We start from the raw sequence: 25,608 nt of genomic DNA, 5'->3' as shown, positions 1-25,608 counted from the left end.
CTCTCCTTCGTCCGCCGGACGGTGCGATCCGGCTGCAACCGGCCCCGCGATCAAGGGTCCGTGATGTCGAGGGTCACCTTCGACAGCGGGCTGCCCACGCACGTCAGCACGTAGCCGTCGGCCTTCTGCTCCGGCGTGAGGCAGTTCGGCTCGTTCAGCGTGACCTCCCCGCCGCGGAGCCGGACCATGCAGTCGCCGCAGTTCCCGACGGTGCAGGAGTACGGCATCGGCAGCCCGGCGGCGAGCCCCGCGTCGAGCAGCGTCTGGCCGGGCTCGACCACTGCCCCGCCGACGGGCTGTCCGTCCTCCTCGACGGCCATCTCCCGCGGGACGGTCGTCGGAGTCCCGGTGTCCGCTCCGCTGGTGTAGCGCTCGCGGTGCACCAGTTCGTCCTCGACTCCGAGTTCGGTCAGGACGCCCTGGACGGTGTCCGCCAGCGGTTCCGGACCACAGACGTAGTAGTGCGCCTCCCGGGCAGGGGACAGTCCGGTGACCCAGTGGCGTATGCCGTCCGCGTCGAGCCGCCCGTCCCGGGCGGTCAGGACGTGAGTGACGGACAGCCGGCCGGGATTCTCCTTCGCGAGCCGGGTCAGCTCGTCGCCGAAGAGGATCTCCTCCGCGCTGCGGCTGCTGTAGAGCAGAGCGATCCGGTCGCGTCCCGGCCGGTCGGCGAGCCGCGTGCGGATCATGCTCATCATCGGCGTCATGCCGCTGCCCGCCGCGACGAGCACTGTCTCGTCCGGGAGTTGCGGCCCCGTGTGGAAAGATCCCGACGGGCCGCGCACCGCGAGCCGGTCCCCGGCGCGGAGGCTCCGGTGCACGTGGGTGGAGAACCGGCCGCCCTCCACATGCTTGACCGTGACCTCCAGCCGGGACGATCCGGGAGCCGACGAGGCCGAGTACGCCCGCCGCACCGGGCGGCCGCCGATGTCGGCGACGAGCGTGAAGAACTGGCCGGGCCGGAAGTCGAACCGTCCCTTGCGCCCGTCGGCGTCCTCCAGCACCAGGGTCACGGCGCTCGGGGTCTCCCTGCGCACCTCGGCGACGCGCACCTCCCGCAGGAGCTTGTCCGTACCGCCGTCGCCGGCAGTACGTCGGTGCGCGACGCCCCGGCGCCGGCCGCCCGAACCGGGCTCGACGTCCTCGTAACCCTCCTTACGCAGCCCGGAACGGTACGCGAGGTTGATCACCGGCCGCAGCAGCCGGCTCATGCCCGGGATCGCCGTGACGGCCTTCAGCAGGAACGCGCTCGGACCGCCCTCGGCCTCGGCCGAGTTGGCGGCGAGGTGCTCTCCCGCCAGTGCCATCAGATCCGGCGCGGTGCCGCGGCCGAGGTGCGCGCCGGGAGCCCACGGCCGCGAGCGCGCCACCGCGTCGTTGCCGGTCACCTCGGCGTGCTCGACGTCGACGAGCAGCGCCAGGTGCGGCGGCATCCCGCGCAGCGCCATCGTCTCCAGCAGCGCGGGATCGTCGGTGATGGCGCCGCGACCGCGGACGTGCAGCACGCCGCTGCGTCCCGGCACGAGCGCGGCGAACGAGAGCCGGTCGTCCCGCAGCAGATTGTGGAGCGTGTCGGCCCGCCTGTTGCCCTTACGGTCCGGGATGACGAGCGTGCGGCCGTCCAGGATCCGCGCCACCGCCTGCCGGTCACCGCGCGGACTCGTGTCGCTCCCGCCGGACGAGTCCCACGTGGACAGCGCGAGGAAGGGTGCCGCGGCCAGGAACGCGGCGACGCCGGGACCGGACAGGGGCCCGTCGTCCGCGAACTCGGCCCCCGGTTCGGTCAGTTGAGGTGACTCGGAAGGGGCGGGCGGCTGCCACAGCCGGGACCGGAGGACGGCCTGCGCGCAGTGCACGTACGCCTCCTCGACGTCGACGGTCGTCTCCGCGTCCTTCCGGGCGCCCCTCCGCGCGGCCACCGACCCGTTGACCCGCAGGATCTCCCCGACGCCCGGGAGCAGGAAGAAGAACGAGACCGGACCCTGCGGGTCGCCCGGTCCGGGCAGGGAGAACGAGATGCGCGTGGGCGAGCGGACGCGTGCGAACCCCGGCGTACCGCCGATGAACGTCGTCCTGCTGGTGCCGTCGGCGTCCCGGTAGCCGAAGGCCGCGATCGGGCACCGGGCGAGAACGGTGCGGCAGCCCTCGTCGAGGGCGCCGATCTGCTTGAGCATGATCACCGACGCAGGGCGTCCGATCGCCGTCTCGACCTCGTCCGCCGTCGTCAGCCGGTGCGGGGCGCTCGACGGACTTGCTTGCCGTCCGGCATTGTTTTCCCAGGTCATGGCAGTATTGTGAACAATAACTCAGCTCTCTGACTACTCGCTTTTCGCGCCCTGGGAGGGTCCCCGGATGCCGTCGGCCGACCGCCGCCTTGAGCCACGTCGCAAGCCTCGCCAGGTGCGCGCCGAGCTCACCCGTGAGCGCATCCTCACCGCCGCTGCTCACGTTTTCGCCGAGTACGGGTACGCCGCGGGCACCACCAACCGCATCGCCGAACGGGCCCGCATCTCCATCGGCTCGCTGTACCAGTACTTCCCGAACAAGGACGCCATCCTCGCCGAGCTGCTGCTGCGGCACCTCGACCGCGGCGCGGGGCCGCAGGCGGACCAACTCGACCTGTCCGCGGGGAACTTGGAGGAGACGGTGCGAGCGCTGGTACGCGACGCGATCGACAACCACCGCGACGATCCGCAGCTGCTGCGGATCATGATCGAGGAGGCCACGCTCTCGAAGGGGCTGCTCGACGCGATCGACCGGCACGGGAAGGTCCGCGTCGCTCAAGTACGCGACATCCTCGCCCGGCACCCGGACGTCCGCGTGCGCGACGTCGCCACGGCGGCCGAACTGATCGTGTTCACCGTGGAGATGAACACCCACAAGTTCATGGCCGACCCGCGGACGGCCCCGGTCGAGACGCTGGAGAAGGAACTGGTGGACATGGTCACCCGCTATCTGCGCGGCGATCAGCAGGACCAAGCCGAGTCGTAGCCCGAATTCGACCCGGCGGCCGCCACCGTCCCCGCAGAGCGGACAATGAAGAGATGGAGCGGTGGATACCTGGCATGTCGGCGGTGCGGGAGCGGCTCGGCAAGGGCCTCTTCCAGCGCGTGGCCGGCCCGTCGGGGGGCGAGAACCGGGCACGCATCCACGGGACGCCGGGGCCGCGATGGTTCGGCGAGGACAGGCCCGTCCGCACAGTGCACGGCGACGCCTCGATGTTCATCGGCGGGCTGAGCGCGCTGCTGCTGCAATCACTGCACCCGCTGGCCATGAGCGCCGTCGCGGCGCACTCCGGCTACAAGGGCGACCCCTGGGGACGCCTCCAGCGGACCAGCCTCTTCCTCGCCACGACGACGTACGGGACGGCGGACGACGCGCAGCGCGCGGTGGACCGCGTGAGGGGCGTTCACCAGCGCGTACGGGGACGGACCGCGACGGGAGCCGAGTACCACGCGGCGGATCCGCATCTGCTCGCCTGGGTGCACGTCGCGGAGGTCGACAGCTTCTGGCGGGCTCACCGCCTCTACGGGGCGCATCCGCTGACGCCGGCCGACTACGACGGCTACGTGGCCGACATGGCACGCGTCGGCAGCGCCCTCGGCGTCGTCGATCCGCCGCGCGACCGCGCGGAGTTGGCCGAGCGGATCGAGGCGTACCGCGCCGAGCTGCGGGCCACGCCGGAGGCCGAGGAGGCCGCCCGCTTCCTGCTCCGGCATCCCCCTGTCCCGCTGGCCGCCCGGCTTCCATACGCCGCGATCGCCGCGGGCGCGGTCTCGCTGCTGCCGCCGTGGGCCCGGGGACCGCTGCGGCTTCCCTACGTCCCCGCGCTGGAGAGGACGGGTGTGCGCTGGGCCGGTTCGGGAATCACGTCCGTGATCCGCTGGGCCATGGTGCGCCGGCCTCCCGAGGCTCCCGCGGAGACGTCCGGCCACGTGGCGCCGCCCGTGGGCGGCCAGGGCGAACACGACGGGCAACGGGCCTCACAGGGCTGACAACGTCCGTACGCATCAGCCGACTTGACGGTCCCGGCCCGCTGCGCAGCCGTCCCGCGACGGCGGCCAGGCCGAAGGACAGGGGAATCCCGAGCATCGAGGTGACGGCGAACAGCAGACCGGCGGACTCGGCGGACAGTCCGGCATCGCGGAAGAGCTGCGGCAGCCAGCCGATGATGACGTACGCGGCGGTGGCCTGAAGGCCGAAGTAGAGGGCGAGCGCCCAGGCGGTCGGGCTGCGTGTCAGGCGGAGGCGCGCGCCGGAGCAGCCGGGCGCGGCACTCTCCGCGTCCGGCGCCCGGTGGTGCGTACCGGCGCGGTCACGGGCGAGGACGAGCCAGGGTGGCACGGCGACCGCGGCGAGCAGCGCCCATGCGCCCAGACCGACCCGCCAGTCGCCGCCGAACACGCGGGCCAGGGGGACGGTGACGGCGGCGGCCGTCGAGGCACCGACGTTGAGGGCCATCGAGTAGGAGCCGGTCATCGCGCCGACCCGTCGCGGGAAGCGGCAGCCCGCCGGCGTCCTCCCGCACCGTCGCCGCGTGTGCGCGGCGACGTCCGTGACGAACCCCTCGTACCAGCGCCGCTCGGCCTCGGCGTCCGGCGGCGGATCGTCGTCCTCGTCGAAGAGGATGCCGAACACACGGCGCCAGGCCGCCCGTTCGCCGAGGGTGTGCCGCAGCAGCCGGAACGCGGGTTCGGAGCCCCACGCCCACGGGCAGACCGGGTCGGTGAACTCCGTGACGCGCAGGGCGGTCTGGCCGCCCGGGGCGCGGGGGGCCGTGTCCTCCGGGCCTGTCACGGCGCCACCGGTGCCGGGGTGTCGCGTGCGGTCCGCCCCCCGCTCCGTGCGTCATGCGGGCGGCTGTCGTGTGCGGCATCGCGGTGTGCCGGTGCTCTGCCCGCGAGTTGGGCGAGCGTCAGCGTGGCGAGCACGCCGTCCGCGGCGGCCTCTACGGCACGCCACGTATCCGGCAGGCGCCGCGCGGCCCCCGGATATGCCAGGTCGTCGAGGCTCTCGCCGCGCAAGGTGAGGAATGCGCCGTCGACGGCGCGCATCACCTCGGCGACGGTGATCGCGCTCGCGTCGCGGGCCAGCCAGTAACCGCCCTCGCACCCGCGCCGGCTGCGCACCAGATCCGCCCGACGCAGGTCGCGGAAGACGGACTTGAGGAACCGGAACGGGATCTGCTGTGCCTCGGCGATCCCTTCACAGGTCTGCGGCTGCGTGCTGTCCGAAGCGAGTTCGAGAAGCGCGCGCACCGCGTAGTCCGCCTTCGCCGATATCTGCAAGTGGCACCGTCTTCCGGGGGTTGCGCCGTCCGCCCGACGCCGTACCGGTCGGCGAACGACCAGCTCGTCGGTAATGGACACATCTTGACATCCATTCTCCGGTCTCTCTACGGTCGCGGCGTTCCCCCAGCAACGGCCAGCCGAGGAGCACGAGCCCATGGCCTCGCCCACGTCGTCGTCACAGCCCGGCAACTCTCCCTCCGGCGGCCACGGTTCGGGGACCGACGGTCCGGGGGCCGACGGCTTCCACCCCGATCTGCCGGACGACGCAGGAGACGCCGGCGCACTCCCGCTGCGCGCCCGGCTCCACCACATCCGCGCCGGCGCGCTCGACGGCGACACCGCCCAGACCGGAGGGATGCGCCGGTTCGCTGCGATCAGCGGCCGGTCGGTGGGATCGGAGCGCATCTGGATGGGCCAGACGCACGTCGCGCCGGCGACCGCGTCCACCGACCACCACCACGGCGCCTCGGAGACCGCGATCCATGTCGTCAGCGGCCACCCGGAGTTCGTCTTCCTCGACGACGCCGGAGGCACGCCGGAAGAGGTGCGTCTGCGCACCTCGCCGGGCGACTACATCTTCGTGCCTCCGTACGTGCCGCACCGCGAGGAGAACCCCAGCCCGGACGAGGAGGCCGTGGTGGTGATCGCCCGCAGCACGCAGGAGGCCATCGTGGTCAACCTCCCGCACCTCTACGTCTTCGGCACCGAGGAGCACGACGGTTCCTGACACGCGGTACGCGACCGGTGCCGGGCGGCGGGAAGCGCCGCACGGCACCGGTCACCGTTCCACTGGGAACTCTGCGAGCGCCCATGGAGCCGTCGGCGTCTCGCGCAACCGGCGCCCGTGGCGGCCGAGTTCACCTCACAGGAGGGCCGCCGCCAGGACGGGCAGCAGGACGATGATGAGCAGTGCGCCGATGACGTCGAAGGAGAAACCGGACCGGATCATCCTGGTGATCGGCACGGTCCCGGAACCGTAGACGATGGCGTTCTGGGGCGTGGACACCGGCAGCATGAAGCCGAAGGACGCGGCGAACGTCGCCGCGAGCGCCGGCGTCAGCGGGTCGACCCCGGCGGCAGCGGCAAGCGGGATGATGATCGGCACCACGACCGCCGCCGAGGCGGTGTTCGACGTCGTCTCGGAGACCGCGATCGCGAGCAGGACGCCGAAGACGGTGATGGCGACCGAGCTGCCGATGTCCAGGGCGCCGAACGTGCCCTTGCCGATGGTCTCCGCCAGTCCGGTCTCCTCCAGCAGGGTGCCGAACACCACGCCGGAGCCGAACAGCACGATCGTGCCCCAGTCGATCTTGGCCGCGTCTCCCCAACGCAGCGTGAACTCCCGCGACTTCCAGTCCGTGGGGAGCACGAAGAGCAGGGCCGCGCCGAGCACCGCGGCGACGCCTTCGTCCAGGTTGTTCGACACGGTCTCGTAGGCGGTGGAGCCGCTGCCGGCGACCAGGCCGACGACGGCGGGGAAGACCCACAGGACGACCGTCACCGTGAACGCGATCAGCGTGTTCTTCTCGGCACGGCTCATGGGACCGAGCGCCGCCCGCTCCCGCTGGACGTACTCCTCGACGCCCGGGAGACGGCGGACCTCGGGCCGGTTCAGCAGAAGCAGCACGATGCACAGACCGACGAACATCAGGGCGCAGATCGGAAACGCCATCGCCATCCACGTACCGAAGGGGATGGGCTTGTCGGTGGCCTTCTCGATCAGCTCCCGTCCGATCAGGTTGGGCGGGCTGCCGACGGGGGTCAGCAGGCCGCCGACGCTGGCGCCGTAGGCGAGCATCAGCATCATCGCGAAGCCGACGCGCATCCGCGTCGGGTCGAAGCGGTGCATGGTGCCGTCGGCCTCGTGCTTGTCCTGGACGATGTTGCCGACCACTCCGAGGATGCCGACCGCCGTCGGCATCAGCATGGCCACTGTCGCGGTGTTGGAAATCCACGCGGAGACCAGGCAGGTGATGAGGCCGAACGCCATGACGATGCGGAACGAGCTTCGGGCGACGCCGGGAATCGACAGGATGCGGAAGGCGAACCGCCTGGCCAGTCCGTGGACGAGCATGGACTGGGCGAGGATGAAGGCGCCGATGAAGGTGAAGACCGTCCCCGAACCGAATGGCGCGAGCACGCCGTCGGCGCCGTCGTCGCCACCGACACCGAGCAGGACGAGCAACGAAGCGCCGATCAGCCCGGACACCGGAATGGGGATCGGCTCGGTCACCCAGGCGACGATCACCCCCACCAGAACGGCCGCGACGTTGTGCTGGGTCTGCGGAAGGTCCAGCGGCAGCAGGAACATGACGATGGTGGCCAGCGGTGCCAGGACGAAGCCGGTCGTACGCCGGGCCCTCTCGAACCGCTCCTCCGCCGGGGAGAGTTTCTGCTCGGCGAGACCGCGGTACGTGGACCCGCCTATCAACGCCTTCTCGACGTCGACGCGCTCTGGTGTGCTGCTGGGTTTCGGCTGATCTCCGGTGATGGCCATGTCATCTCCAATGAGTTGGATCCCCCACGGTTTTCGTGACGCGGCAACAGGTAGAGAGCGGACTCCGCATGGGTGCCGGACGACTCTGTTCTGGTCGGTGAGTCCTGGCCGTGGTGAGGGTGCCAGCTCGCGGAGTCGCTGGGAATGGGCTGTCAGCCGTTTCCCAACCGGTCGATGACGGAGTCCGTGACCTCGCCGGCGGTCGCGGAGCCGCCGACGTCGCGGGTGCGGATTCCGCTCCCCGTGGTCTCCTCGATCGCCCGGCGGACGGCCTTCGCCTCGTCGCCGAGGCCGAAGTGCTCCAGCATGAGGGCGGCGCTGCCGATGGCTCCCACGGGGTTGCATAGTCCCTGACCGGCGATGTCCGGGGCCGAGCCGTGCACCGGCTCGAACATCGAGGGGAAGCGCCGCTCGGGATTCAGGTTCGCGCTCGCCGCGAGACCCAGGCTTCCCGTGATGGCGCTGCCGAGGTCGGAGAGGATGTCGGCGTGCAGGTTGGTGGCGACGACCACCGAGAGATCCTCGGGCTGAAGGACGAACTTGGCGGCCATGGCGTCGACGAGAACGCTCTCGGTGTCGACGTCCGGATAGTCCGCGGCGACCCTCCTGAAGACCTCGTCCCAGAGCACCATGCCGTACTGCTGGGCGTTGCTCTTGGTGACGCTGGAGACCTTCCTGCGGGTGCGGGTCCGCGCGAGATCGAAGGCGAAGCGCATGATGCGCTCGCAACCCGCCTCCGTGAACAGCGCCGACTGAACCGCCACTTCGGCACCGGGACCCCGGCCGGAGAGGTTGCGGCCGCCGAGCCCGGCGTACTCTCCCTCCGAATTCTCGCGTACGACAACCCAGTTGAGGTCGTCGCGGTCGGCGGTGCGCAGCGAACTCCGTATGCCCGGCAGGAATTCGACCGGACGTACGTTGGCCCACTGGTCGAAGTTCTGGCAGATCCGCAGGCGCAGTCCCCACAGGCTCACGTGGTCGGGAACGGTCGGCCACCCCACGGCACCGAAGTAGATGGCGTCGAAGTCCTTGAGCTGTTCGAGGCCGTCGTCGGCCATCATCTTCCCGTGCTCGGCGAAGTAGGCCGAGCCCCACGGGAATTCGCACCAGTCGAAGGCGAACCGGCCGTCCGAGCGGGACGCGAGTGCGTCCAGGACGGCCCGTCCGGACTCGACGACCTCGATGCCGACACCGTCCGCGGGTATGGCGGCGATACGGAAGGTCTGCTCAGCGGTCACCGGTGATCCTCCAAGACGTCGTCGTCGACTGGCTCATGGAGGAGTGAACCGCGTCACTTCACGCGGCGTCCAAGACGGGCTGGTGATCCGAGTGAGAGGCCCTGCCTATCGGTTACGCCGTTGCCCGGCGGGCGCCCTCGGGCAGTTGTGCGGCGTACCTCTCCACGCACGCGGCGAAGGCCTGTGCCGCCGGTGTCAGCACCGTCGTACGGGTCACGAAGAAGATGCGGAGCAGGGAGACAGGCTCGATGTGGCGGACGCGGGCACCCGCACCCTCGGCGAGCCCGGTCCACGACGAGGGCACCACGGCATGGCCCACGCCGGCCATGACCATCGGCAGGACCGATGTGCGGTGCTCGACCTCGACCACGATCTGGGCCTTCACGCCGCTGGAGAGCACGTCGTCGACGAGCCGGCGCATGAGGCTCCCGCGCTTGCTCACGACCAGCCGCATCCCGTCGAGTTGCCTGCGCCGGACGGTTCCGGCAGCCCGCGTGCCCGCCTGCGCCTGCTCGTCACGCCCGCTCCGCGACGGCGTCTCCTGGCCGCTGCCCGGAGGCGACATGAGGACCAGCGGCTGGTCCTCGACGTGCAGGACCCGCAGCCCTTCCGTCGACGGCGTGGACGCCCCGCCGAGCAGGCCCAGTTCCACTCGCCCGGACTTGACCGCGTGGATGACCTCCTCCGGCGTGAACGCGGCTTCCACGGTGGCCGACATGGCCGGGTGCTCCCTGGTGAAGTCGCTCGTGATCGTCGCCAGGGGCTCCATTCCCGGACTGGGCATGGAGACCAGCTCGACCCGCCCCCGCTGGAGACCCCGGACGGACTGCGCGGCGGCCTTGGCCGCGTCCAGATCCCGCAGCACCTGACGTGCGGGCTCGACCAGTTGGGAACCCGCGTCGCTCAACACGATGCCCCTGCCGATGCGATGGAAGAGCGGCACGCCGAGTTCGCGCTCCAGCGTTCGCATCGCCTGCGAGAGCGACGGCTGCGCGATGCGGAGTTGCTCGGCGGCGCGGCCGAAGTGCTCGTGCTGGACGACGGCGAGAAAGTAGCCCAGTTGCCGTGCGTCCATGTGCCACCTCCGTGACGACGGATAGGCACAGCCTACTGATGCGGCGAGGAGCGAGAACCGGCCCGGGCCGCCGCACGTCCGCCGCTCAGACGGGCAGGGACGCGGACTCGTCAGCGGCCGTCGGTGCCGTCGACGGCGTCGATGCCGTCGAGCACGAGCCGGGTGAATTCCCTAGTGCCGGCGGTTCCGCCGAGGTCGGGCGTCCGTACGCCGGTGGTGGCGAGCACCGAGGCGAACGAGTCGAAGACCTCGGCGGCGGCCTCGGGATGACCGAGGTGGTCGAGCATCATCGAGGCGCACCAGATCGCGCCGAGGGGATTGGCGACGGCCTGGCCGGCGATGTCGGGGGCGGAGCCGTGGACGGGCTCGAACATGGAGGGGTACTCCCGCTCGGGGTTGAGGTTGGCCGCGGGCGCGATGCCGATGCTGCCCGCGACGGCGGCTGCGAGGTCGGAGAGGATGTCGCCGAACAGGTTCGAGCCGACGATGACGTCGAACCGGGCCGGATCGAGGACGACTTTCGCGACGAGGGCGTCGATGTGCTCCTGTCGCCAGGTCACGTCCGGGAAGCGGTCTCCGGCTTCCTTCACGAGCTCGTCCCAGAACGGCATGGTGTGGATGATGCCGTTGGACTTGGTCGCGGAGACGAGGTTGCCGCTGCGCTGACGGGCGGTGGTGAAGGCGTAGTCGAGGATGCGCTCTACGCCGGCACGTGTGAAGACGGCCTCCTGGACGGCCAGTTCCTCGGGAGTGCCGCGGCCCAGGCGTCCACCGATCTCGGAGTACTCACCTTCGACGTTCTCGCGGACGACGACGAAGTCGACGTCTCCCGACGCCTTCGACACCGGGCTCGGCACGCCGTCGAGAACCTTGATGGGACGCAGGTTCACGTACTGGCGGAACTGCCGGCGGATGGGGATGAGGAGGCCCCACAGGGAGACGTGGTCGGGCACGCCGGGCCATCCGACGGCGCCGAGGAGGACGGCGTCGTGGTGCCTGATGCGGTCCAGGCCGTCGGCGGGCATCATCGCGCCCTCGGCGGCGTAGCGCCGGCAGGACCAGTCGAACGAGTCGTAGGCGAAGGCGAGTCCGTGGCGCTTGCCGACGGCGTCGAGGACTGCGCAGGCGGGCGGCAGCACCTCGGTGCCGATGCCGTCGCCGGGGATGAGGGCGATGCGGTAGCGAGTGGCCATGGCCTCCATGGAACGCCCCGGGGTTCGCGACTGTCCAAGATCGGTTTGCAGCCCGTTCGATACGCGTTGCCTATCGGTCGGGCCGATCCCGCGCCCGGTCGATGTGCGCTCCGCCTCGCCGCCTGCTCAGGACCGCCTGTTCAGGACCGCCTGCTCAGGACCGCCTGCTCAGGACAGCACCCTGCGCCGGAAGTTCCGCAGCCCCAGGGCGAGGAAGAGCACACAGGCGCCCAGCAGCACCGGATAGACGACGTAGAGCGGCATGTGCGACAGGTCCGTGAAGCCCGCGCGCATACCCTCGCTGATGTAGATCAGCGGATTGACCAGGACCAGCGCCTGGAGCCAGTGGAACCCGCCGACCTGCACGGACCCGAGCTTGGTCCACTGGTAGTACGTGCCGCCGAGGAAGACCAGCGGCAGCACGATGAACCCGAACATCACGCCGATGTTCCGCGGTTCGAAGGCCGTTCCCAGCACCAGCCCCAGAGCGGTCATGGCGACGCAGGCCAGCGGGATCAAGGTGAGCACGATCCACCAGCGGATCCGCAGTTCCGGGTGCACGCCCGGCGCGTGCACGACGGCCGCGAGCGGCAGTACGAGGACAGCGGAGATCAGCCCCTGGACCGCGCCGGAGAGCACCCGGGCCACGGCGACCAGCCAGATGGGGCAGGGGGCCTGGACCCGGTCCTCGATCTCCCTTGTGTAGCCGAACTCCTGGGACATCTGGATCGCCACCGACTGGATCCCCTGGAACATGATCGCGATGGACACGACGCCCGGCACCAGCACGGTGGCGAACGCCGATTGGCCGTCCTGCCCGGAGCCGCCCCCGATGCCCTGCCCGATGCTCGGGAAGACGTAGAGGAAGACGAAGACCAGCAGGAACGGCTGCATCAGGGTCCGGCCGACGAACTCGCCGAAGCTCTTGCGCAGCACCGTCACGTCCCGGAGGACGAGGGCCGCCAGCGCCGAGCGGCTCGCCGCCACCGCGGACCGCCGCGGCCGCACGGTGATCGGCGCCCCGGCCCGGCCGGTCCCCGGACGGCGTGCGCTGTACGAGTCCGTCACTCCCGCAACTCCTTTCCCGTGAGGTTCATGAACACGGTCTCCAGCGTGCTTTCGGTCAGCGAGAGGTCGACGAGATCGAACCCGGCGGACTCGGCGCTCGTCACCACCCGGGGAAGCAGCCGGTCGGCGCCCTTGACCTGGAGCTCGGCACCGCCGTCGACCGTGCGGGTACGGACGATGCCCTCGATGTCCGCGCTCAGCCGCGCCGCGAGCGCCTCCGGATCGCCGCTGGTGGTGACCCGGACGACGGTGTCGGCCCCGAGGCTCCGCTTGAGCGCGGCCGGGGTGTCCAGGGCGAGGACGCGGCCGTGGTCGATGATCGCCACGCGGTCGCAGAGATGGTCCGCCTCGTCCATGTTGTGCGTGGTGAGGAGGATCGTCTGGCCCTCCGCGATGAGACGTTCCAGAACCTCCCAGAGGGCCAGCCGGCCCTGCGGATCGAGCCCGGCGGTCGGCTCGTCGAGGAAGAGCACCGCGGGACGGTGGAAGATCGCCCGAGCCACGAGCAATCGCTGCGCCATCCCGCCGGACAGCTCGTAGACGGAGGACTTGCCCCAGCGCGACAGGGAGAAGCGGTCGAGGAGGTCGTCGGCCGTATGACGGGCCTCGCGCCGGGGAACGCCGAACAGCAGCCCGTGGAAGTACAGGTTCTCCCAGACGGTGAGCGAGCGGTCCAGGGTGTTCTCCTGCGTCACGACGGCGATGACCTGCTTGGCAAGCGCCGGGTGCCCGACCACGTCGATGTCCCCGATGCAGGCGGAGCCCGACGTCGGCACGACGCGTGCCGTGAGCATCCCGACGGTCGTGGTCTTGCCCGCGCCGTTGGGACCGAGCAGCCCGAAGATCTCCCCTTGCTCCACCGTCAGATCGACACCGTCCACCGCGGCGAAGTCCGCCTTCGGATAGACCTTCCGCAGGCTGTCCGTGCGGATCACGGCCTCGTGACCGCCGGGTGCGGTCACCGCGGTGCGGCCCGCCGGTGGACGGCTCGCGTGGAGACGGCGACGGCGACGGTACGGGGGACCGCCGTCCGCGTCCCGGCCGCGATCCGTCCCGGCGAGAAGGTCGCCCACACTTCGCTCTCCCAGCATCGGCTTGGCCGGCCTCGCGGGCAGTCCGGCGTGCGTACGCGGTCCGGAGCCGTCACGAGGCAGACGGAGGACTCTCCAACTGATGGTGCGTCGCACACCGCCGGACGGCATCCGAAGCGCGTGCAGCCGGGCGGCGCCGGTCCGGTCCTCCCGCGAGGCAGACCCCGGAGGCGGCAGCGGTCCGCCGTGATACCTTCGGCGCCGCTGTGCACCGCTGCGAACCGGGGAGGTGAGACCGATCAACGCGATGACAGGTCGGGCCTCCCTCCTCCGCATGGCATAGGGAGCGCCCGCAGAAGGCATCCCGAAAGGCGTGAATCGCTATGCGCTTCGCCTCTGAGACGTCGTCCGACGGTGTCTTTGAACAGCTCTTCTTCCTCGACGGGATTCCCGGCGTGCTGTGGACGCCGGAGGGTGCTGCCGGTCCCCGCCCCCTGATCGTGATGGGACACGGCGGCGGTCAGCACAAGAAGGCCCCCGGCGTCCTGGCCGGTGCGCGCCGTTTCGTCGCCGAGTGCGGTGTCGCGGTGGTGGCGGCCGACGTGCCCGGCCACGGCGACCGGCCGAAGGACGAGGAGTACGACCGGATCGCGGCCGGGAACGAGGCCCGGGTGGAGGCCGGGGAGGAGCCGGCCCCGCTGATCGCCGGCTTCCAGGCGCTCGTGGCCCGGCAGACCGTCCCGGAATGGCGGGCGGTCCTGGACGCGGTCCAGCAGCTCCCGCACGTCGGCGCCGGTCCGGTCGGCTACTGGGGGATCTCTCTGGGCTGCGGGCTCGGCGTTCCGTTCGTCGCCGCCGAACCCCGCGTCCGCGCCGCGGTCTTGGGCCTGGGCGGGGCCCTGGCCTCGGCCGCGGACGCCGCGCGGATCACCGTCCCGGTGCAGTTCCTGGTGCAGTGGGACGACGAGCGGGTGCCGCGTGACCAGAGCCTGGCGCTCTTCGACGCCCTGGCCTCAACCGAGAAGACGCTGCACGCCAACCCCGGCAGGCACGGGGACGTTCCGGCCTTCGAACTGGACAGCGCGGCAAGGTTCTTCGCCCGGCACCTCACCTGACACCGCCGCCGGCTCGGTCCGGACGCGCCGGCCGGCGTCCGTCCCCGGCCGGCGGGTCCGGCGCGCTCGTCCACCACCCGTTCGGGCGCGTCCCTGGCGGCCGCCCTCGCCGACGACCGGCCGTCCTCCGGGATGCCGTCCGTGTCCGTGCCCCGGAGACTCTCCGTACGTGCGAGGCGCGCGCTGCCGACAGCGGGCGGAGAGGAAGTGACGTGGACGGTCTGCGTGTTCTGCCACTCGCCGTCACCATGATGGCCGGTCCCCAGATCATGTCGGCCATCGTCTTCGTGACGGCTCCGAAGGCGGTCCGCGTCTCCCTCGCGTTCGTGTCGGCGGTCGCCGCCGCCACTGCGGGGGGCCTCGCGGTGACGCTCGCCATCGTCTCGGCTCTGGGCGGCGGGGGAGATCTCGGCGATGCCTCCGACAGGGGGTCGGTGGGGCAGATCGTCGAGTACGGCCTCGTCGCTCTGCTCGCACTGCTCGCCCTGAAGAACTGGCGGCAGCGGGCCACGGTGGAGCCGCCGAAGTGGCTCGGCACCCTGATGTCCGCCGACCCGCGCCGCGCGTTCCGGATCGGTCTGCTGGTCATTCTGCTGATGCCGTCGGACCTGATGGTCATGCTCACCGTCGGCGTGCATCTGCGCCAGCGCAACGCCTCGTACACCGACGCCTACGTCCAGGGACTTCCGTTCGTCGCGGCGACGGTCCTGATCGCCGCCCTTCCCCTGCTGCTGCGCCTCGCCTTCGCCCGTCGGGCCGAGGCAGCCATGCCGCGTGTCCGGGACTGGATGAACACGCACTCCTGGCTGGTCAACATCGCCGTGTGCCTGCTCTTCATCGTCCTGATCCTCGCCTGACAAGAGGCGAGTGCGGACGAAAGGCGGTACGGCCCAACGCCCGGGCGGCCATGGTCAGTCGGCTCTGTCCACCGCCTCGTCGAGGAGAGGGCCGAGTTCCCGGGACACCGTCGCCAGGGCGCGCACGTCCCGCTCCGCCCTGGCGATCAGGATCGCCCCTTCGAGCGCGCCGATCATGAGGGTGGCCAGCGCTCCGGTGCGCTCCTCGGGTACGCCCAACTCCGCCAGAGCCCGGGCCACCGACTCGGTCCAGGTGGTGAAGGCGGCGGACGCGGCCTCCCGCGTGGAGGCGGTGGATTCGGCGCAGTCCACCGTGGCGGCGGCGACGGGGCAGCCGCCCGCGAAGCCCGTCGTCGCGTACTCGTCGGTCCACTGGCGCACCATCTCGGCGAACAGCCCGCTGGGCGTCGGCTCGGGCAGCGCGGCGACGAAGCGGGCGACACGGTCGCCCGCGTAGCGGCCCGCCCAGTCCACCGCCTCGTTGACGAGTTGCTCCTTGCCGCCGGGGAAGTAGTGCTGGAGCGATCCGCGGGGTGCCTGGGCGTGCACGGCGACATCGCGCATACCGGCGGACGAGACTCCCTCGCGCCGGATGAGCTGAGCCGCGCTGAAGACCATCCGCTCTCGTGGCCCACGTTCGGACACGGTCATCCCTCGGCCTCCCACTGCCACTTGAGAATTCCGGGTCCCACCCTATGACGGCGGTCATAGTCCGCACTACTATGACCGCTGTCATGATCTGTGAGCGCGAGGGACGGCGGTGCGTCGTGAACGTGGGTTTCGTCGGCCTCGGCGTCATGGGGCAGCCCATGGCGCTCAACCTCGCCCGGGGCGGGACGCCGCTCGTCGTCTGGAACCGCACCGGGGCCCGGTGTGAACCGCTGAGGGCGGCCGGTGCCGACGTCGCGGCGAGTCCCGGCGAGGTCTTCGACCGGGCCCGCGTCGTGATCCTCATGCTGGCCGGAGAGACGGCGGTCGATGCGGTTCTGGAGCGGGGCACCCCGGGCTTCGCCCAGCGAGTCGCGGGACGCGTCGTCGTCCACACGGGAACGACCTCGCCGGATTACTCCGCCGCGTTGGAGGCCGACATCCGTGCGGCGGGCGGCGAGTACGCCGAAGCTCCGGTCTCCGGCTCCCGAGTCCCCGCCGAACAGGGGCAGTTGGTGGCCATGCTCGCGGGCGGCGAAGCCGCCGTGGAGACCGTACGGCCCCTGCTCGCCCCCATGTGCCGTGAGACGTTCGACTGCGGCCCCGTCCCGGGAGCCCTGCTGATGAAGCTGTCGGTGAACCTGTTCCTGATCACGCTCGTAACCGGTCTGACCGAGGCATTCCACTTCGCCGGCCGGCACGGGCTCGACCGGCGCCGGTTCCTGGACGTCCTCGAGGCGGGCCCGATGGCCAGCCCCGTCTTCCGTATGAAGGCGCCCAAGCTGCTGGACCGGGACTTCGCCGTCCAGGCGTCGGCCGGGGACGTCCTGATGAACAACCGGCTGATCGCGGAAGCCGCCCGCAAGGCCGGCCTGGCCTCCCCTCTCCTCGATGTCTGCCACACCCTCTTCGACGAGACCGTCGCCCAGGGCCACGGTGGCGAGGACATGGTGGCCGTGCTGCGGGCGCTGGAGGCCCGGACCGACGGCGCACTCCCGCACGACGCAGCGGGACAACGGACGTGAGGGACGCGCCGGGACGCGCGGGTCAGCCGTCGGTGCCCGCTGCCCGGTCCACCGCGTCGTGCAGTTCGCGCCAGCGGGAGTAGAGCCGCGCGTAGCGGGCGGCGCGCTTCTCGTCGGGCCGCAGTTCGCGCATGGTGCCGATGAGGCGGGAGCGCAGATCGTCCATGTCCGTGGCCGCACCGGAGCCGAGGAACGCCAGCGCGGCGGCGCCGAGCAGGGTGACGTCCGGCTGCGGCGAGACGAGCAGGGGACGGCCGAGAGCGTCGGCGCGCAGATGCGCCAGGTGTGCGCTGCGGGCCGAACCGCCGGCGAGGACGACCGGAAGCCGTCCCGAGGGGTCGAGCCGGTCCAGCCCTTCGCGCACGGTGAAGGCGGCCCCTTCCTGAGCGGCGCGCAGCACATGAGCGGGGCCGTGGCCGGGGTGCTGCCCGAGGACCGCTCCGCGGGAGGCGGGCCGCCAGCGCGGGAAGCGCGCGCCCGTCATGGCGGGCAGGATCGTCAGCCCGTCGGCGCCCGGCGGGACAGCCGCGATCCGCTGGTCCTCGACGTCGCCGGCCAGTGACCGCCACCGGGCGACCGCTCCGCCGGTCAGCCCGGTGGCCCCGCCCGCGACGAACCGGGCGGGCAGGACCGAGGGGTTGAGGACGGCGCCGTCCGGAGCGTCGTCGGCGGACGGCAGCAGCCGCCCGACCACGTCGGTGGTTCCGGCGACGTCGGCGATGGCGTCCTCGGACGTGCCCAGGAGCAGCCCGATGCCGACGGAACCGTCCGGCCCCCCGGCAACGACGGGAAGCCCCTCGGGCAGGCCCGTGTCTGAGGCGGCCCGGCCGGTGAGCGCGCCGACCACGGACGCCGGTTCGGTCTGCGGCGCGAACACCGCTGAGTCCAGGCCCAGTTCGTCCAGCAGGGCGGTGTTCCAGGAGCGGCTGCGCACGTCGGACGCCAGGGTGTAGGCGGCGCTGACGGTGTCGGAGAACACCTCCCCGGTGAGCCGGGCGACGAGGAAGTCCTTGGGGGAGAGCACCGCACGGACCGACGCGGCGTGCTCCGCGTCCATCTCCAGGAGGCGGGCCAGCGCGCCTCCGGCAGGAGAGGGCCGGCCGGACGCGCTCAGGACCCGGCGTACGGTCCCCTCGCCGAGCTCCGCGAGCGTCCGCACTCCGCGAGGATCGGACCAGCCGCCGCCGAGAGCCTCGGGTTCGAGGTCGTCGTCCACGGCGACGGTGCCGATGTGGGCGGCGATCGCCAGCGCGGACGGGGCCTCGCCCGTGGAGGACACGCCTCTCAGCGCGGCCAGTACGTCGCGGTGCAGCGCGACCGGATCGAAGGTCTCTCCGCCCGGATCGCACGCGCGGGAAAGGTGATGGGAGGCCAGGACACCTCCGTCGATGTCCACGACGGCGGCGCGGACGGCGGAGGTGCCGACGTCGACCGCGACGACGCGTGCGCCTGTGCTCATTCGGCGTCTATCCGCAGCAGGAACGGGAACTGCGGCAGGGTCCAGCTCGTGGTGAGCTCGACTATGCCGCCCGTCGCGTCGAAGGTCGTACGGCGGGCCTCCAGTACCGCTCCTCCCGGTTCGGCGTCGAGGAGCGCGGCCTGCCCGTCCGTCAGCAGCGCCGCCGTCATGGACTGGTCGGCGTAGCGCAGCTGGACGCCGAAGCGCTCGCTGAGCGTGCGGTACAGGGAGCCGCCGAGCAGCGGCTCCCGGCACAGCGAGGGCGCGACCGCGTAAGGAATCCAGGCGTCCTGGAGGGCGGCGGCGCTGCCGTCGATCAGCCGCACCCGCGTGATGTGGTTGGCCAGGTCGCCCTCGGCGACGCCGAACGTGTCGGCGACCTCGGCGTCCGCCTTCGCCGTCTCGGCCCGTACGACGCGCGAGGTGACCTCGCCGCTGGTGCTCGCGATCTCGTCCGCGAAGGAGCGCAGCCGGTTCAGCCGCCGGCCGTGCTTGGCGTTCTCGCTGACGAACGTTCCGCTGCCCTGCCTGCGTACGACGAACCGGTCCGAGTCCAGCAGGTCCAGGGCCTGACGCACGGTCATCCGGCTGACCCCGTACTGCCGGGCGAGATCGGTCTCGCCCGGCAGTTGTGCGGCGGGAGCCAGCGCGCCCGACTGGATCTGCTCGACGAGGTCGTTGTAGATCACCTGGTATCTGGGGGCGCGCGTCACGGCCGGATCGCCCCCGACTCCCGGAGCCCCGCCGTCTCTTCGGCGGTCAGTCCGAGGATGCCCCGGTACACGTGGTCGTTGTCCTCGCCGACTCGGGGCGGTGCCTTGCGGACCATGGGCGGGGTCTTCTCCATCTTGATCGGGTTGCCGGGCATGCGGATCGTACCGAGTTCGGGATGCTCCGCCTCGACGATCATTCCGCGGGCGGCGATCTGCGGTGACCGTGCGACCTCGGCGACGTCGGCGACCTTCGCGTAGGGCACTCCGGCCTCCTCCAGCACGCGGGCGATCTCGGCCACGGTGCGCGAGGACGCCCATGCGCCGATCTCGCCCTCCAGGTACTCCTGTTGAGCCATTCTGCCGTCGACGCCCGCGAAGCGGGGGTCCTCGGCCAGGTCGGGGCGTTCCATCACGGCGCAGATCTTCGAGAACAGCGACGCGGTTCCGGCCTGGATGTAGACCGGGCCGTCCGCGGCCTCGTACACGTTGACCGGCGCGGTCAGCAGGTCGCGCGACCCGCTGCGCGGCATGCTCTGCCCGAGCATCAACTCGGAGATGAGGCGTATGCCCAGCGCGGAGAACATCGTGTCGAACGAGGCGACGTCCACCAGCTGCCCCTCGCCTGTCCGTTCACGGTGCAGGATCGCCATCAGCGCGCCGATGGCGCCCTGGTAGCCGGTGGTGTAGTCGGCGATGTAGGTGCCGCTGAGCGTGGGCTTGCCGCCGGGTTCGCCGGTCATGCTCATCAGGCCGGAGGACGCCTGGGAGATCGCGTCGAAGAGCGCCCGGTGCGAGTCGGGGCCCGTCTGCCCGAAACCGGAGATGGAGACCAGGATGACGTCCGGGTTGAGCTCCTTCATCCGCTCGTAGCCGATGCCCATCTTCTCGATGGTGCCCGGGCGGTAGTTCTCCACGACGACGTCCGCCCACTCGATGAGCCGCTCCAGGATTCCCAGCGCCTCGGGGTGGCGGGTGTCGAGCGCCGCGTCGTACTTGTTCCGGTGGTACAGGAACATGTAGATGCTCTCGTCCTCGTGGTACGGCCCGTGATGGCGGGAGTCCTCGCCGCCCGGCCGCTCGATCTTGACGACCTCGGCGCCGAAGTCCGCCAGGATCTGCGAGCACAGCGGGCCCGCGATGAACCGCGACAGGTCGAGCACCTTCACGCCCGCGAGCGGCGCCGCCGCCGTTGCGTCCGCCATGTCCCTCACCCCTCCTCCTCTTGCCGGGCCACGAACGCCGGGTACGTCCAGGCGTTCGCGCCGCGGTCGATCTGGACGTCCAGCACCTTGGGGCTGCCGGCCGCGAAGGCGTCGGCCACGCGCTGCCGCAGCGTGGGCAGGCTGCCGACCGTCGCTCCGTCGACGCCCATCGCGACGGCGGCCATGGCGAAGTCGACCGGGCCGAAGTCGACCCCGACGGTGCGGCCGCCGAAGTGCAACTCCTGTTCCTGGCGGATGTTTCCGTAGCTGGAGTCGTTGAGGACGACGACGCAGACGTTGCCGCCGACCCGGGCGAGGGTCTCCAACTCGCCCATGCTCATGGCCAGGGAGCCGTCCCCGATCAGTGCGAGGACGGGACGCGCGGGGTCGATGAGGGACGCGGCGACGGCCGAGGGCAGCGCGAACCCCATGTTCCCGAAGCCGACGGGCTTGATGTAGCTGTTCGGCTGCCGGACCTCCCAGAGGAAGGACCACACGCCGGGGTTGCCGGCGTCCGGGATCAACAGGGTCTCCTCGGGCGCCACTTCGCGCAGGGTGCGCACGATGTCGGCGGGGGACAGGGCGCCTTCGGCGCCGGCGTCCGCCACCTCGGTCCCCTGCCACCACGCGGCGCGCGCCTTCTCCAGCGAGGCCAGCCACTCGGCCCGCATCTCCCGTGCGCCGGCGGCCCGTTCACCGGCGGCGGTCACGAGGTCGCGGGCGAAGGAGGCGAGGTCGCTCACCACGCCCTCGGTGATCTGCGAGTAGTAGCGCCCGATCATCGCCGGCTCGACGTCGACCTGGACGATCTCGGGCAGCGAGCGCCGCCAGCGGGTGGTCGAGACGGCGTTGAGGCTGTTGCCGAGGGCGAGGACCAGGTCGGCCTCGTCGAGGACCCTGCTGGACAGGGCGGTGCCCATGCGGCTGGCCGCCCCGAACACCAGCGGATGCGTGGTCGGTACGGACCCGATGCCGTTGAAGGTGGTGACGACCGGGATGGCCAGGGCCTCGGCGAGGGCGAGCACGTCCTCGCTCGCGCGTGCCCGGTTGCCGCCGTTGCCGAGCCAGATGACCGGCCGCTGCGCACTCAGCACGCGCTCCGCGGCGCGGGCCAGTACGGCCGCCGCGGCGGACGGGCGCTCGGTGACCCACTGCCGGCTGGGATGCGTCGCGGGGACGGCGGGCGGGTTCTCGATGCGGCCCTCGATCGTGTCGCGGGCGAAGTCGAGGTGCACCGGCCCGGGATTGCCGGTGAGCGCGTTGACGTAGGCCTCCTCCATGGCCTGCTGGATCGACGAGGCGTGTGCGACCAGACGCGAGAACTTCACCAGGGGCTTGATCAGTTCGACGTGGTCGGCGTTCTGCGCGTCGTCCTTGTGGATGTTCTCGCCGTTGTTGTTGCAGGTGAGTACGTAGCCGGGGCTGGAGTCCCGGTAGGCACCGCCCACGCCGGTGAGCAGGTTGGTCGCGCCGGGACCGGTCGTCGCTATGCACGCGGCCGGTCTGCCGGTCAGCCTGCCGTAGGCGTCCATCATCACGGCCGCGGCGTTCTCGTGGCGGGTGTGGACGAGTTCGATGCCGGGGGTGTCGATGATCGCGTCGGTGATCGCGAGGGTCTGGCCGCCCACGACGCCGAAGACGTACTCGACGCCGAAGGAGCGCAGCATGTCGACGACGACCTGACCGCCGGTCTTGGATGTACTCATCTTTCGGTGATTCGCTTTCTGTCGATGCGTCCGGTCAGGACGCGGGAACGGTCGCGCGGGCCCAGCCGGCCGTCATCAGCCGGCCGTCCGACTCCCGCCGGACCCAGACCTCCAGGTCGACGCGGAGGCCCGAGCCGACCGGAGTGACCGCCGTGACCACGCCGGTCGAGAGGAACGGTTCGAAGACATCCAGGGGAGCCAGGAACTTCACCCGCAGCCACCCGGAGGTGAAGAAGGCCCGCCCGAACCGCAGGCTGAGCAGCTGAGCCAGTACGCCGAACTGCTGCTGGCCCTGCACGATCGGCACACGCAGCCCGCCCGAGCGGGCCACGCCGATGTCGTTGTGGATGTTGCGTACGTACTCGCCGACGCGGCTGAAGACGGCTGCCTGCTCCGCCGTGATCGTCTTGTGCAGCGGAGCGAGCACGTCGCCCGCCCGCACGCCGGAGTCGACGGTGGTGACGACCCGCGCGTCCTCGTCGACCTCGCCCGTCACCCGCCGCTCCGGGCTCGCCGATCCCCGGCCGCCGATGGCGCCCGGGTCGGTCTTGAGGATCTCCACGCCCCGGTGCCGGACGATGCTCCGCCCGTCCTCGCCGGTGGCCCGCGCGTCCATGACCACGTAGCCCTGGCCGCGGCGCCGGTAGGCCTCCGTGTACGTCCCGGTGAGCGTGACCGTCTCGGCCAGCACGGCCGGGCTGTCGAACCACATCTGCTCCTCGGTGTGGTAGCCGACGACCTTGCTGGCGGCGTAGACGAGCGTGAAGAGCTGGACGAGGTCGTTGCCGAGGAGCGCGGCGTGCGCGATCCGCTTCCCGCCGAACGGGCTCTCGTGCAGATGCCAGAGCGAGTGGTCGTCCTGCGTGAACGCGAACCGCTTGATCTTGTGGTCGTCCACGAGGACCCGCACGGTCCCGAGCTCCTCGGGGATGCTCAGATTCTCGAACTCCGGTTCCTTCAGGCCCGCTTCGAGCACGTCGGCCGCGGCGGTACGGCGGGGATCGGTCAGGTCGCGCCACGGGCGCGGGGAAGTACGGGTCACGGCGCCACCGCCTCCGGCTCGTCCTTCCGGTCCCTCTCCTGGCTCTCGCCGACGCGGTCCATGTCCCTCGTGCGGGTCTCCGGCGCGAGCAGCGCGCAGACCAGGGCGATGAGAAGGGAACCCACCGTGATCAGCGCGATCGGCCAGGGAGCGCCGTCGGTCGCCGCGAGCAGCGCCGTGGAGGCGAGCGGCCACAGACCGATGAGGATGCTGGGGATCTGCGCCGCCATCGACACGCCCGTGTAGCGCACCTTCGTGCTGAACAGCTCGGAGAAGAAGGCCGGTTCTACGCCGTAGAGGGCGCCCACCCCGATCGCGTAGGCCACGGTGTAGATCACGTACGTGAGCACCACGGCGTCGGCCTGGAGGATCCAGAAGAAGGGGAACGTGACCACGAGGCCCGTAACCGCGCCGATGATGAAGACGGCGCGCCTGCCGATCCGGTCGGAGAGCTTTCCGAAGAAGTAGTACGTGTAGATGGCCGCCGCGGCCGCGACTGTGCTGGCGACGAGCACGTCGGTGCGGGGAACGTCGGTGTAGTTGGTCGCGAAGGTCAACCCGATGGTGAGGATGATGTAGCCGAAGACGGCCTCGCCCAGCCGCATGCCCATGGCCAGCAGCAGCGGCCGCTTGAACCGCCTGAACAGCTCGGCGATCGGCATCTTCTCCTTCACCTTGGCGTCGGCTACTTGTTCCTCCAGCCGCTCCTGGGCGGCACGGAACGCCGGCGTCTCGGTGAGCCTGAAGCGGATGAACAGGCCGACCGCGATCAGCACCGCGCTGAAGAGGAAGGGAACGCGCCAGCCCCACCCGAGGAGTTCGTCGTCCGGCAGCAGGGAGACCAGCGCGAAGATGCTCGTCGACAGCACCAGCCCCACCGCGTTGCCGATCTGCGGGGCGCTGCCGTAGGCGCCCCGCTTGTGTTCCGGCGCGTACTCGACGGCCACCAGCGAGGCGCCTCCCCACTCGCCGCCGACGGCGAAGCCCTGGACGAGCCGCAGCAGTACGAGCAGGACGGGTGCCCATATGCCGATGTGCGCGGTCGTGGGCAGGAGCCCGATGAGGAAGGTCGATACACCCATCATCATCAGGGTCGTGACCAGGGCCGCCTTCCGTCCGAACTTGTCCCCGAAGTGCCCGAAGACGATGCCGCCGACGGGGCGGGCGACGAAGCCGACGCCGAACACCGCGAACGCCGACAGGGTGCCGATGATCGGGTCCTCTTCGTTCGGGAAGAACAACTGGCCGAGGACGAGCGCCGACGCGGTGCCGAAGATGAAGTAGTCGTACCACTCGACCGCTGTGCCGACGAGGCTGGCGACAGCGGCGCGCTTGGCGAGCGCGGCCCGCTCCCGCCCGCCGGACGGCCCGGCGGTGGCTGTTTCTGGCATGGGTGACTCCGTTGTCGATCTCGATGTGAGTGATGGGCGGCGGGTGCGGGAGCGCTCGGGTCACACCAGCCGGGTGGGGCGCGCGGGGTCGCCGTCGACGCGCGCGGACGCCCAGCCGAGGGCGCTGCGGGTTCCGTCGGCCTTGTCGACCCAGACCTCCAGCTCCAGACGGTCGCCGCTGACGCCGGAGACCGCGCCGCTCGTGGTCAGCTCGTCCCCGACGAAGACCGGGGAGACGAAGCGCAGGTCGAGCTCGCCGGAGGTGAAGAAGCTCTTTCCGAAGACCTCGACGAGGTTGGAGATGATGAAGCCGGTCTGCTGCTGGGCCTGCACGATCGTGCGGTCCAGCCCGGCGGCGCCGGCCTTCTCCCGGTGGGTGTGCACGTTCGCGTATCCGCGTCCGGCCCACGAGAACACCGACATCTGGTCCTGGGTGAAGACCGTCGTGCGCGCGGGGACGGCGGCCCTGTCCGGGGCGTCGAGCCGCGCGCGGTCCAGCGGGGGAACGCCGCGGTCCACGGTGCCGAGCACGGTGCGGGGCCGCTGATCTCCGGCCGCCCGGCTCTGCCCGACGACCTCGCCGGCGACCGTGCGCATGATCTCCTTGCCGACGTGCCGCACGAGCAGGCGCCCGTCGGCCCCGCGCGCTTCCGCCTCGAGGACGACGTAACCCTGGCCGCGCCGCTGGTACTTCTCCGTGTAGCCGCCCTCGACGGTCACGGTCTCGCCGACCGCCACCGGTGCGTGGAAGGTGAGGTGCTCGTGGGTGTGCAGACCCTGCGCGGTGTTGCCGTCGTAGTTCTCGTAGAACAGGAACAGCAGGTCGTTGGCGAGCACGAGGGGATGGCCCACGGCGCCGCCGAACGGTGACTCCCCGAAGTACCAGGAGCCGAAGTCGTCCTCGCAGTACGCGTAGTCGAGGACCTTGCGCCGGTCCACCGTCACCTCGACGGGGCCCATGGGCTCGGGTATCTCGACCAGTTCGAAGCGGGCCTCCTTCAGGGGCGAAGTCTGCGACGCCATGGTCACCTCCGTGTCAGGCCCGTCGGGCAAATTG

The 25,608-nt window shown here is 71.1% G+C and carries 22 protein-coding genes and 1 pseudogene; 6 read left to right on the top strand and 17 right to left on the bottom strand.

All coding sequences use genetic code 11. The features are described from left to right. Nucleotides 1–50: 50 nt before the first annotated feature. Complete coding sequence (locus QQM67_RS13025) at nucleotides 51–2,285, bottom strand: 2Fe-2S iron-sulfur cluster-binding protein (protein WP_314173937.1); 2,235 nt, start codon at nucleotides 2,283–2,285, stop codon at nucleotides 51–53. A 67-nt stretch (nucleotides 2,286–2,352) separates the two neighbouring features. Between QQM67_RS13025 and QQM67_RS13020 the strand changes: the two genes are divergently transcribed. After that, nucleotides 2,353–2,991: a TetR/AcrR family transcriptional regulator gene (locus QQM67_RS13020; RefSeq protein WP_314173936.1), complete on the top strand. Its 639-nt coding sequence runs from the start codon at nucleotides 2,353–2,355 to the stop codon at nucleotides 2,989–2,991. Between the two features lie 53 nt (nucleotides 2,992–3,044). Beyond that, complete coding sequence (locus QQM67_RS13015; protein ID WP_314173935.1) at nucleotides 3,045–3,995, top strand: oxygenase MpaB family protein; 951 nt, start codon at nucleotides 3,045–3,047, stop codon at nucleotides 3,993–3,995. 55 nt (nucleotides 3,996–4,050) lie between these two features. Here QQM67_RS13015 and QQM67_RS30645 read toward each other — a convergent pair. Then, nucleotides 4,051–4,638: pseudogene (locus tag QQM67_RS30645) on the bottom strand (MFS transporter); the annotation flags it as partial. 155 nt (nucleotides 4,639–4,793) lie between these two features. Continuing rightward, on the bottom strand, nucleotides 4,794–5,288 hold the full coding sequence (locus QQM67_RS13010) for an RrF2 family transcriptional regulator (protein ID WP_314173934.1): 495 nt from the start codon (nucleotides 5,286–5,288) through the stop codon (nucleotides 4,794–4,796). Between the two features lie 157 nt (nucleotides 5,289–5,445). Here QQM67_RS13010 and QQM67_RS13005 point away from each other — a divergent pair, with 157 nt between their 5' ends. After that, nucleotides 5,446–6,018, top strand: a complete 573-nt coding sequence (locus QQM67_RS13005; RefSeq protein ID WP_314173933.1) for a cupin domain-containing protein — start codon at nucleotides 5,446–5,448, stop codon at nucleotides 6,016–6,018. A 135-nt stretch (nucleotides 6,019–6,153) separates the two neighbouring features. Here the strand turns inward: QQM67_RS13005 and QQM67_RS13000 are convergent, their stop codons facing one another. From QQM67_RS13000 to QQM67_RS12975, 6 genes are all read right to left on the bottom strand, one after another. Then, nucleotides 6,154–7,788: an SLC13 family permease gene (locus tag QQM67_RS13000; protein ID WP_314173932.1), complete on the bottom strand. Its 1,635-nt coding sequence runs from the start codon at nucleotides 7,786–7,788 to the stop codon at nucleotides 6,154–6,156. Between the two features lie 152 nt (nucleotides 7,789–7,940). Continuing rightward, the gene (locus QQM67_RS12995) at nucleotides 7,941–9,026 is read right to left on the bottom strand and encodes a tartrate dehydrogenase (RefSeq protein ID WP_314173931.1); all 1,086 of its coding nucleotides are present in this window, start codon (nucleotides 9,024–9,026) and stop codon (nucleotides 7,941–7,943) included. A 112-nt stretch (nucleotides 9,027–9,138) separates the two neighbouring features. Beyond that, nucleotides 9,139–10,101: a LysR family transcriptional regulator gene (locus QQM67_RS12990; protein ID WP_314173930.1), complete on the bottom strand. Its 963-nt coding sequence runs from the start codon at nucleotides 10,099–10,101 to the stop codon at nucleotides 9,139–9,141. Between the two features lie 110 nt (nucleotides 10,102–10,211). After that, nucleotides 10,212–11,294 (bottom strand): tartrate dehydrogenase, encoded by a 1,083-nt coding sequence (locus tag QQM67_RS12985; RefSeq protein ID WP_314173929.1) that lies wholly within the window; start codon nucleotides 11,292–11,294, stop codon nucleotides 10,212–10,214. A 168-nt stretch (nucleotides 11,295–11,462) separates the two neighbouring features. Continuing rightward, nucleotides 11,463–12,362, bottom strand: coding sequence for an ABC transporter permease (locus tag QQM67_RS12980; protein ID WP_314173928.1), 900 nt, complete (start codon nucleotides 12,360–12,362; stop codon nucleotides 11,463–11,465). After that, a complete protein-coding gene (locus QQM67_RS12975) occupies nucleotides 12,359–13,435 on the bottom strand; it encodes an ATP-binding cassette domain-containing protein (protein WP_314173927.1) in 1,077 nt (358 codons plus the stop codon). The genes QQM67_RS12980 and QQM67_RS12975 overlap by 4 nt, the downstream gene beginning before the upstream one ends. A gap of 341 nt (nucleotides 13,436–13,776) precedes the next feature. On the opposite strand from QQM67_RS12975, the gene QQM67_RS12970 reads away from it, so the two are divergent. Together QQM67_RS12970 and QQM67_RS12965 are read left to right on the top strand one after the other, a co-directional pair. Next, entirely contained in the window at nucleotides 13,777–14,508 is a 732-nt protein-coding gene (locus tag QQM67_RS12970) for an alpha/beta hydrolase family protein (protein WP_314173926.1), read from the top strand. A gap of 212 nt (nucleotides 14,509–14,720) precedes the next feature. Beyond that, the gene (locus QQM67_RS12965) at nucleotides 14,721–15,365 is read left to right on the top strand and encodes a GAP family protein (protein WP_314173925.1); all 645 of its coding nucleotides are present in this window, start codon (nucleotides 14,721–14,723) and stop codon (nucleotides 15,363–15,365) included. 54 nt (nucleotides 15,366–15,419) lie between these two features. On the opposite strand, the gene QQM67_RS12960 is transcribed toward QQM67_RS12965, so the two are convergent. After that, nucleotides 15,420–16,016, bottom strand: a complete 597-nt coding sequence (locus QQM67_RS12960; RefSeq protein ID WP_314173924.1) for a TetR/AcrR family transcriptional regulator — start codon at nucleotides 16,014–16,016, stop codon at nucleotides 15,420–15,422. A 116-nt stretch (nucleotides 16,017–16,132) separates the two neighbouring features. Between QQM67_RS12960 and QQM67_RS12955 the strand changes: the two genes are divergently transcribed. After that, nucleotides 16,133–17,038, top strand: coding sequence for an NAD(P)-dependent oxidoreductase (locus tag QQM67_RS12955; RefSeq protein ID WP_314174465.1), 906 nt, complete (start codon nucleotides 16,133–16,135; stop codon nucleotides 17,036–17,038). Nucleotides 17,039–17,060: 22 nt separating this feature from the next. Here the strand turns inward: QQM67_RS12955 and QQM67_RS12950 are convergent, their stop codons facing one another. From QQM67_RS12950 to QQM67_RS12920, 7 genes are read right to left on the bottom strand one after another with little or no spacing between them, the layout of a single operon-like run. Further along, nucleotides 17,061–18,497: a xylulokinase gene (locus tag QQM67_RS12950; protein ID WP_314173923.1), complete on the bottom strand. Its 1,437-nt coding sequence runs from the start codon at nucleotides 18,495–18,497 to the stop codon at nucleotides 17,061–17,063. Then, nucleotides 18,494–19,210 carry a GntR family transcriptional regulator gene (locus tag QQM67_RS12945; protein ID WP_314173922.1) on the bottom strand — a complete coding sequence of 239 codons (717 nt, stop codon included), beginning with the start codon at nucleotides 19,208–19,210 and terminating at the stop codon, nucleotides 18,494–18,496. Before QQM67_RS12945 ends, QQM67_RS12950 begins: the two co-directional genes overlap by 4 nt. Further along, the gene (locus QQM67_RS12940) at nucleotides 19,207–20,412 is read right to left on the bottom strand and encodes a CaiB/BaiF CoA transferase family protein (protein ID WP_314173921.1); all 1,206 of its coding nucleotides are present in this window, start codon (nucleotides 20,410–20,412) and stop codon (nucleotides 19,207–19,209) included. The genes QQM67_RS12945 and QQM67_RS12940 overlap by 4 nt, the downstream gene beginning before the upstream one ends. Nucleotides 20,413–20,417: 5 nt before the next feature. Further along, nucleotides 20,418–22,118: a thiamine pyrophosphate-binding protein gene (locus QQM67_RS12935; protein ID WP_314173920.1), complete on the bottom strand. Its 1,701-nt coding sequence runs from the start codon at nucleotides 22,116–22,118 to the stop codon at nucleotides 20,418–20,420. A gap of 34 nt (nucleotides 22,119–22,152) precedes the next feature. Next, the gene (locus QQM67_RS12930; RefSeq protein ID WP_314173919.1) at nucleotides 22,153–23,160 is read right to left on the bottom strand and encodes a MaoC family dehydratase; all 1,008 of its coding nucleotides are present in this window, start codon (nucleotides 23,158–23,160) and stop codon (nucleotides 22,153–22,155) included. Beyond that, nucleotides 23,157–24,551, bottom strand: a complete 1,395-nt coding sequence (locus tag QQM67_RS12925; protein ID WP_314173918.1) for an MFS transporter — start codon at nucleotides 24,549–24,551, stop codon at nucleotides 23,157–23,159. Before QQM67_RS12925 ends, QQM67_RS12930 begins: the two co-directional genes overlap by 4 nt. Before the next feature lie 60 nt (nucleotides 24,552–24,611). After that, nucleotides 24,612–25,574, bottom strand: a complete 963-nt coding sequence (locus tag QQM67_RS12920) for a MaoC family dehydratase (RefSeq protein WP_314173917.1) — start codon at nucleotides 25,572–25,574, stop codon at nucleotides 24,612–24,614. Nucleotides 25,575–25,608 lie beyond the last annotated feature (34 nt).

The organism is Streptomyces winkii (assembly GCF_032248595.1).
Taxonomy (GTDB): domain Bacteria; phylum Actinomycetota; class Actinomycetes; order Streptomycetales; family Streptomycetaceae; genus Streptomyces; species Streptomyces winkii.
Note: the sequence above shows the minus strand (reverse complement) of the source record. Positions and strands in the feature narration are given on the sequence as shown.

Bases quoted from the DNA above. Each gene is read 5' to 3' on its own strand.
- QQM67_RS12940 (WP_314173921.1), bottom strand. From the start codon at position 20,412: ATGGCGGACGCAACGGCGGCGGCGCCGCTCGCGGGCGTGAAGGTGCTC.
- QQM67_RS12950 (WP_314173923.1), bottom strand. From the start codon at position 18,497: ATGAGCACAGGCGCACGCGTCGTCGCGGTCGACGTCGGCACCTCCGCC.
- QQM67_RS12985 (WP_314173929.1), bottom strand. From the start codon at position 11,294: ATGGCCACTCGCTACCGCATCGCCCTCATCCCCGGCGACGGCATCGGC.
- QQM67_RS12935 (WP_314173920.1), bottom strand. From the start codon at position 22,118: ATGAGTACATCCAAGACCGGCGGTCAGGTCGTCGTCGACATGCTGCGC.
- QQM67_RS12925 (WP_314173918.1), bottom strand. From the start codon at position 24,551: ATGCCAGAAACAGCCACCGCCGGGCCGTCCGGCGGGCGGGAGCGGGCC.
- QQM67_RS13025 (WP_314173937.1), bottom strand. From the start codon at position 2,285: ATGACCTGGGAAAACAATGCCGGACGGCAAGCAAGTCCGTCGAGCGCC.
- QQM67_RS12960 (WP_314173924.1), bottom strand. From the start codon at position 16,016: ATGACCGTGTCCGAACGTGGGCCACGAGAGCGGATGGTCTTCAGCGCG.
- QQM67_RS12970 (WP_314173926.1), top strand. From the start codon at position 13,777: ATGCGCTTCGCCTCTGAGACGTCGTCCGACGGTGTCTTTGAACAGCTC.
- QQM67_RS12920 (WP_314173917.1), bottom strand. From the start codon at position 25,574: ATGGCGTCGCAGACTTCGCCCCTGAAGGAGGCCCGCTTCGAACTGGTC.
- QQM67_RS13020 (WP_314173936.1), top strand. From the start codon at position 2,353: ATGCCGTCGGCCGACCGCCGCCTTGAGCCACGTCGCAAGCCTCGCCAG.
- QQM67_RS13005 (WP_314173933.1), top strand. From the start codon at position 5,446: ATGGCCTCGCCCACGTCGTCGTCACAGCCCGGCAACTCTCCCTCCGGC.
- QQM67_RS13000 (WP_314173932.1), bottom strand. From the start codon at position 7,788: ATGGCCATCACCGGAGATCAGCCGAAACCCAGCAGCACACCAGAGCGC.
- QQM67_RS12990 (WP_314173930.1), bottom strand. From the start codon at position 10,101: ATGGACGCACGGCAACTGGGCTACTTTCTCGCCGTCGTCCAGCACGAG.
- QQM67_RS13015 (WP_314173935.1), top strand. From the start codon at position 3,045: ATGGAGCGGTGGATACCTGGCATGTCGGCGGTGCGGGAGCGGCTCGGC.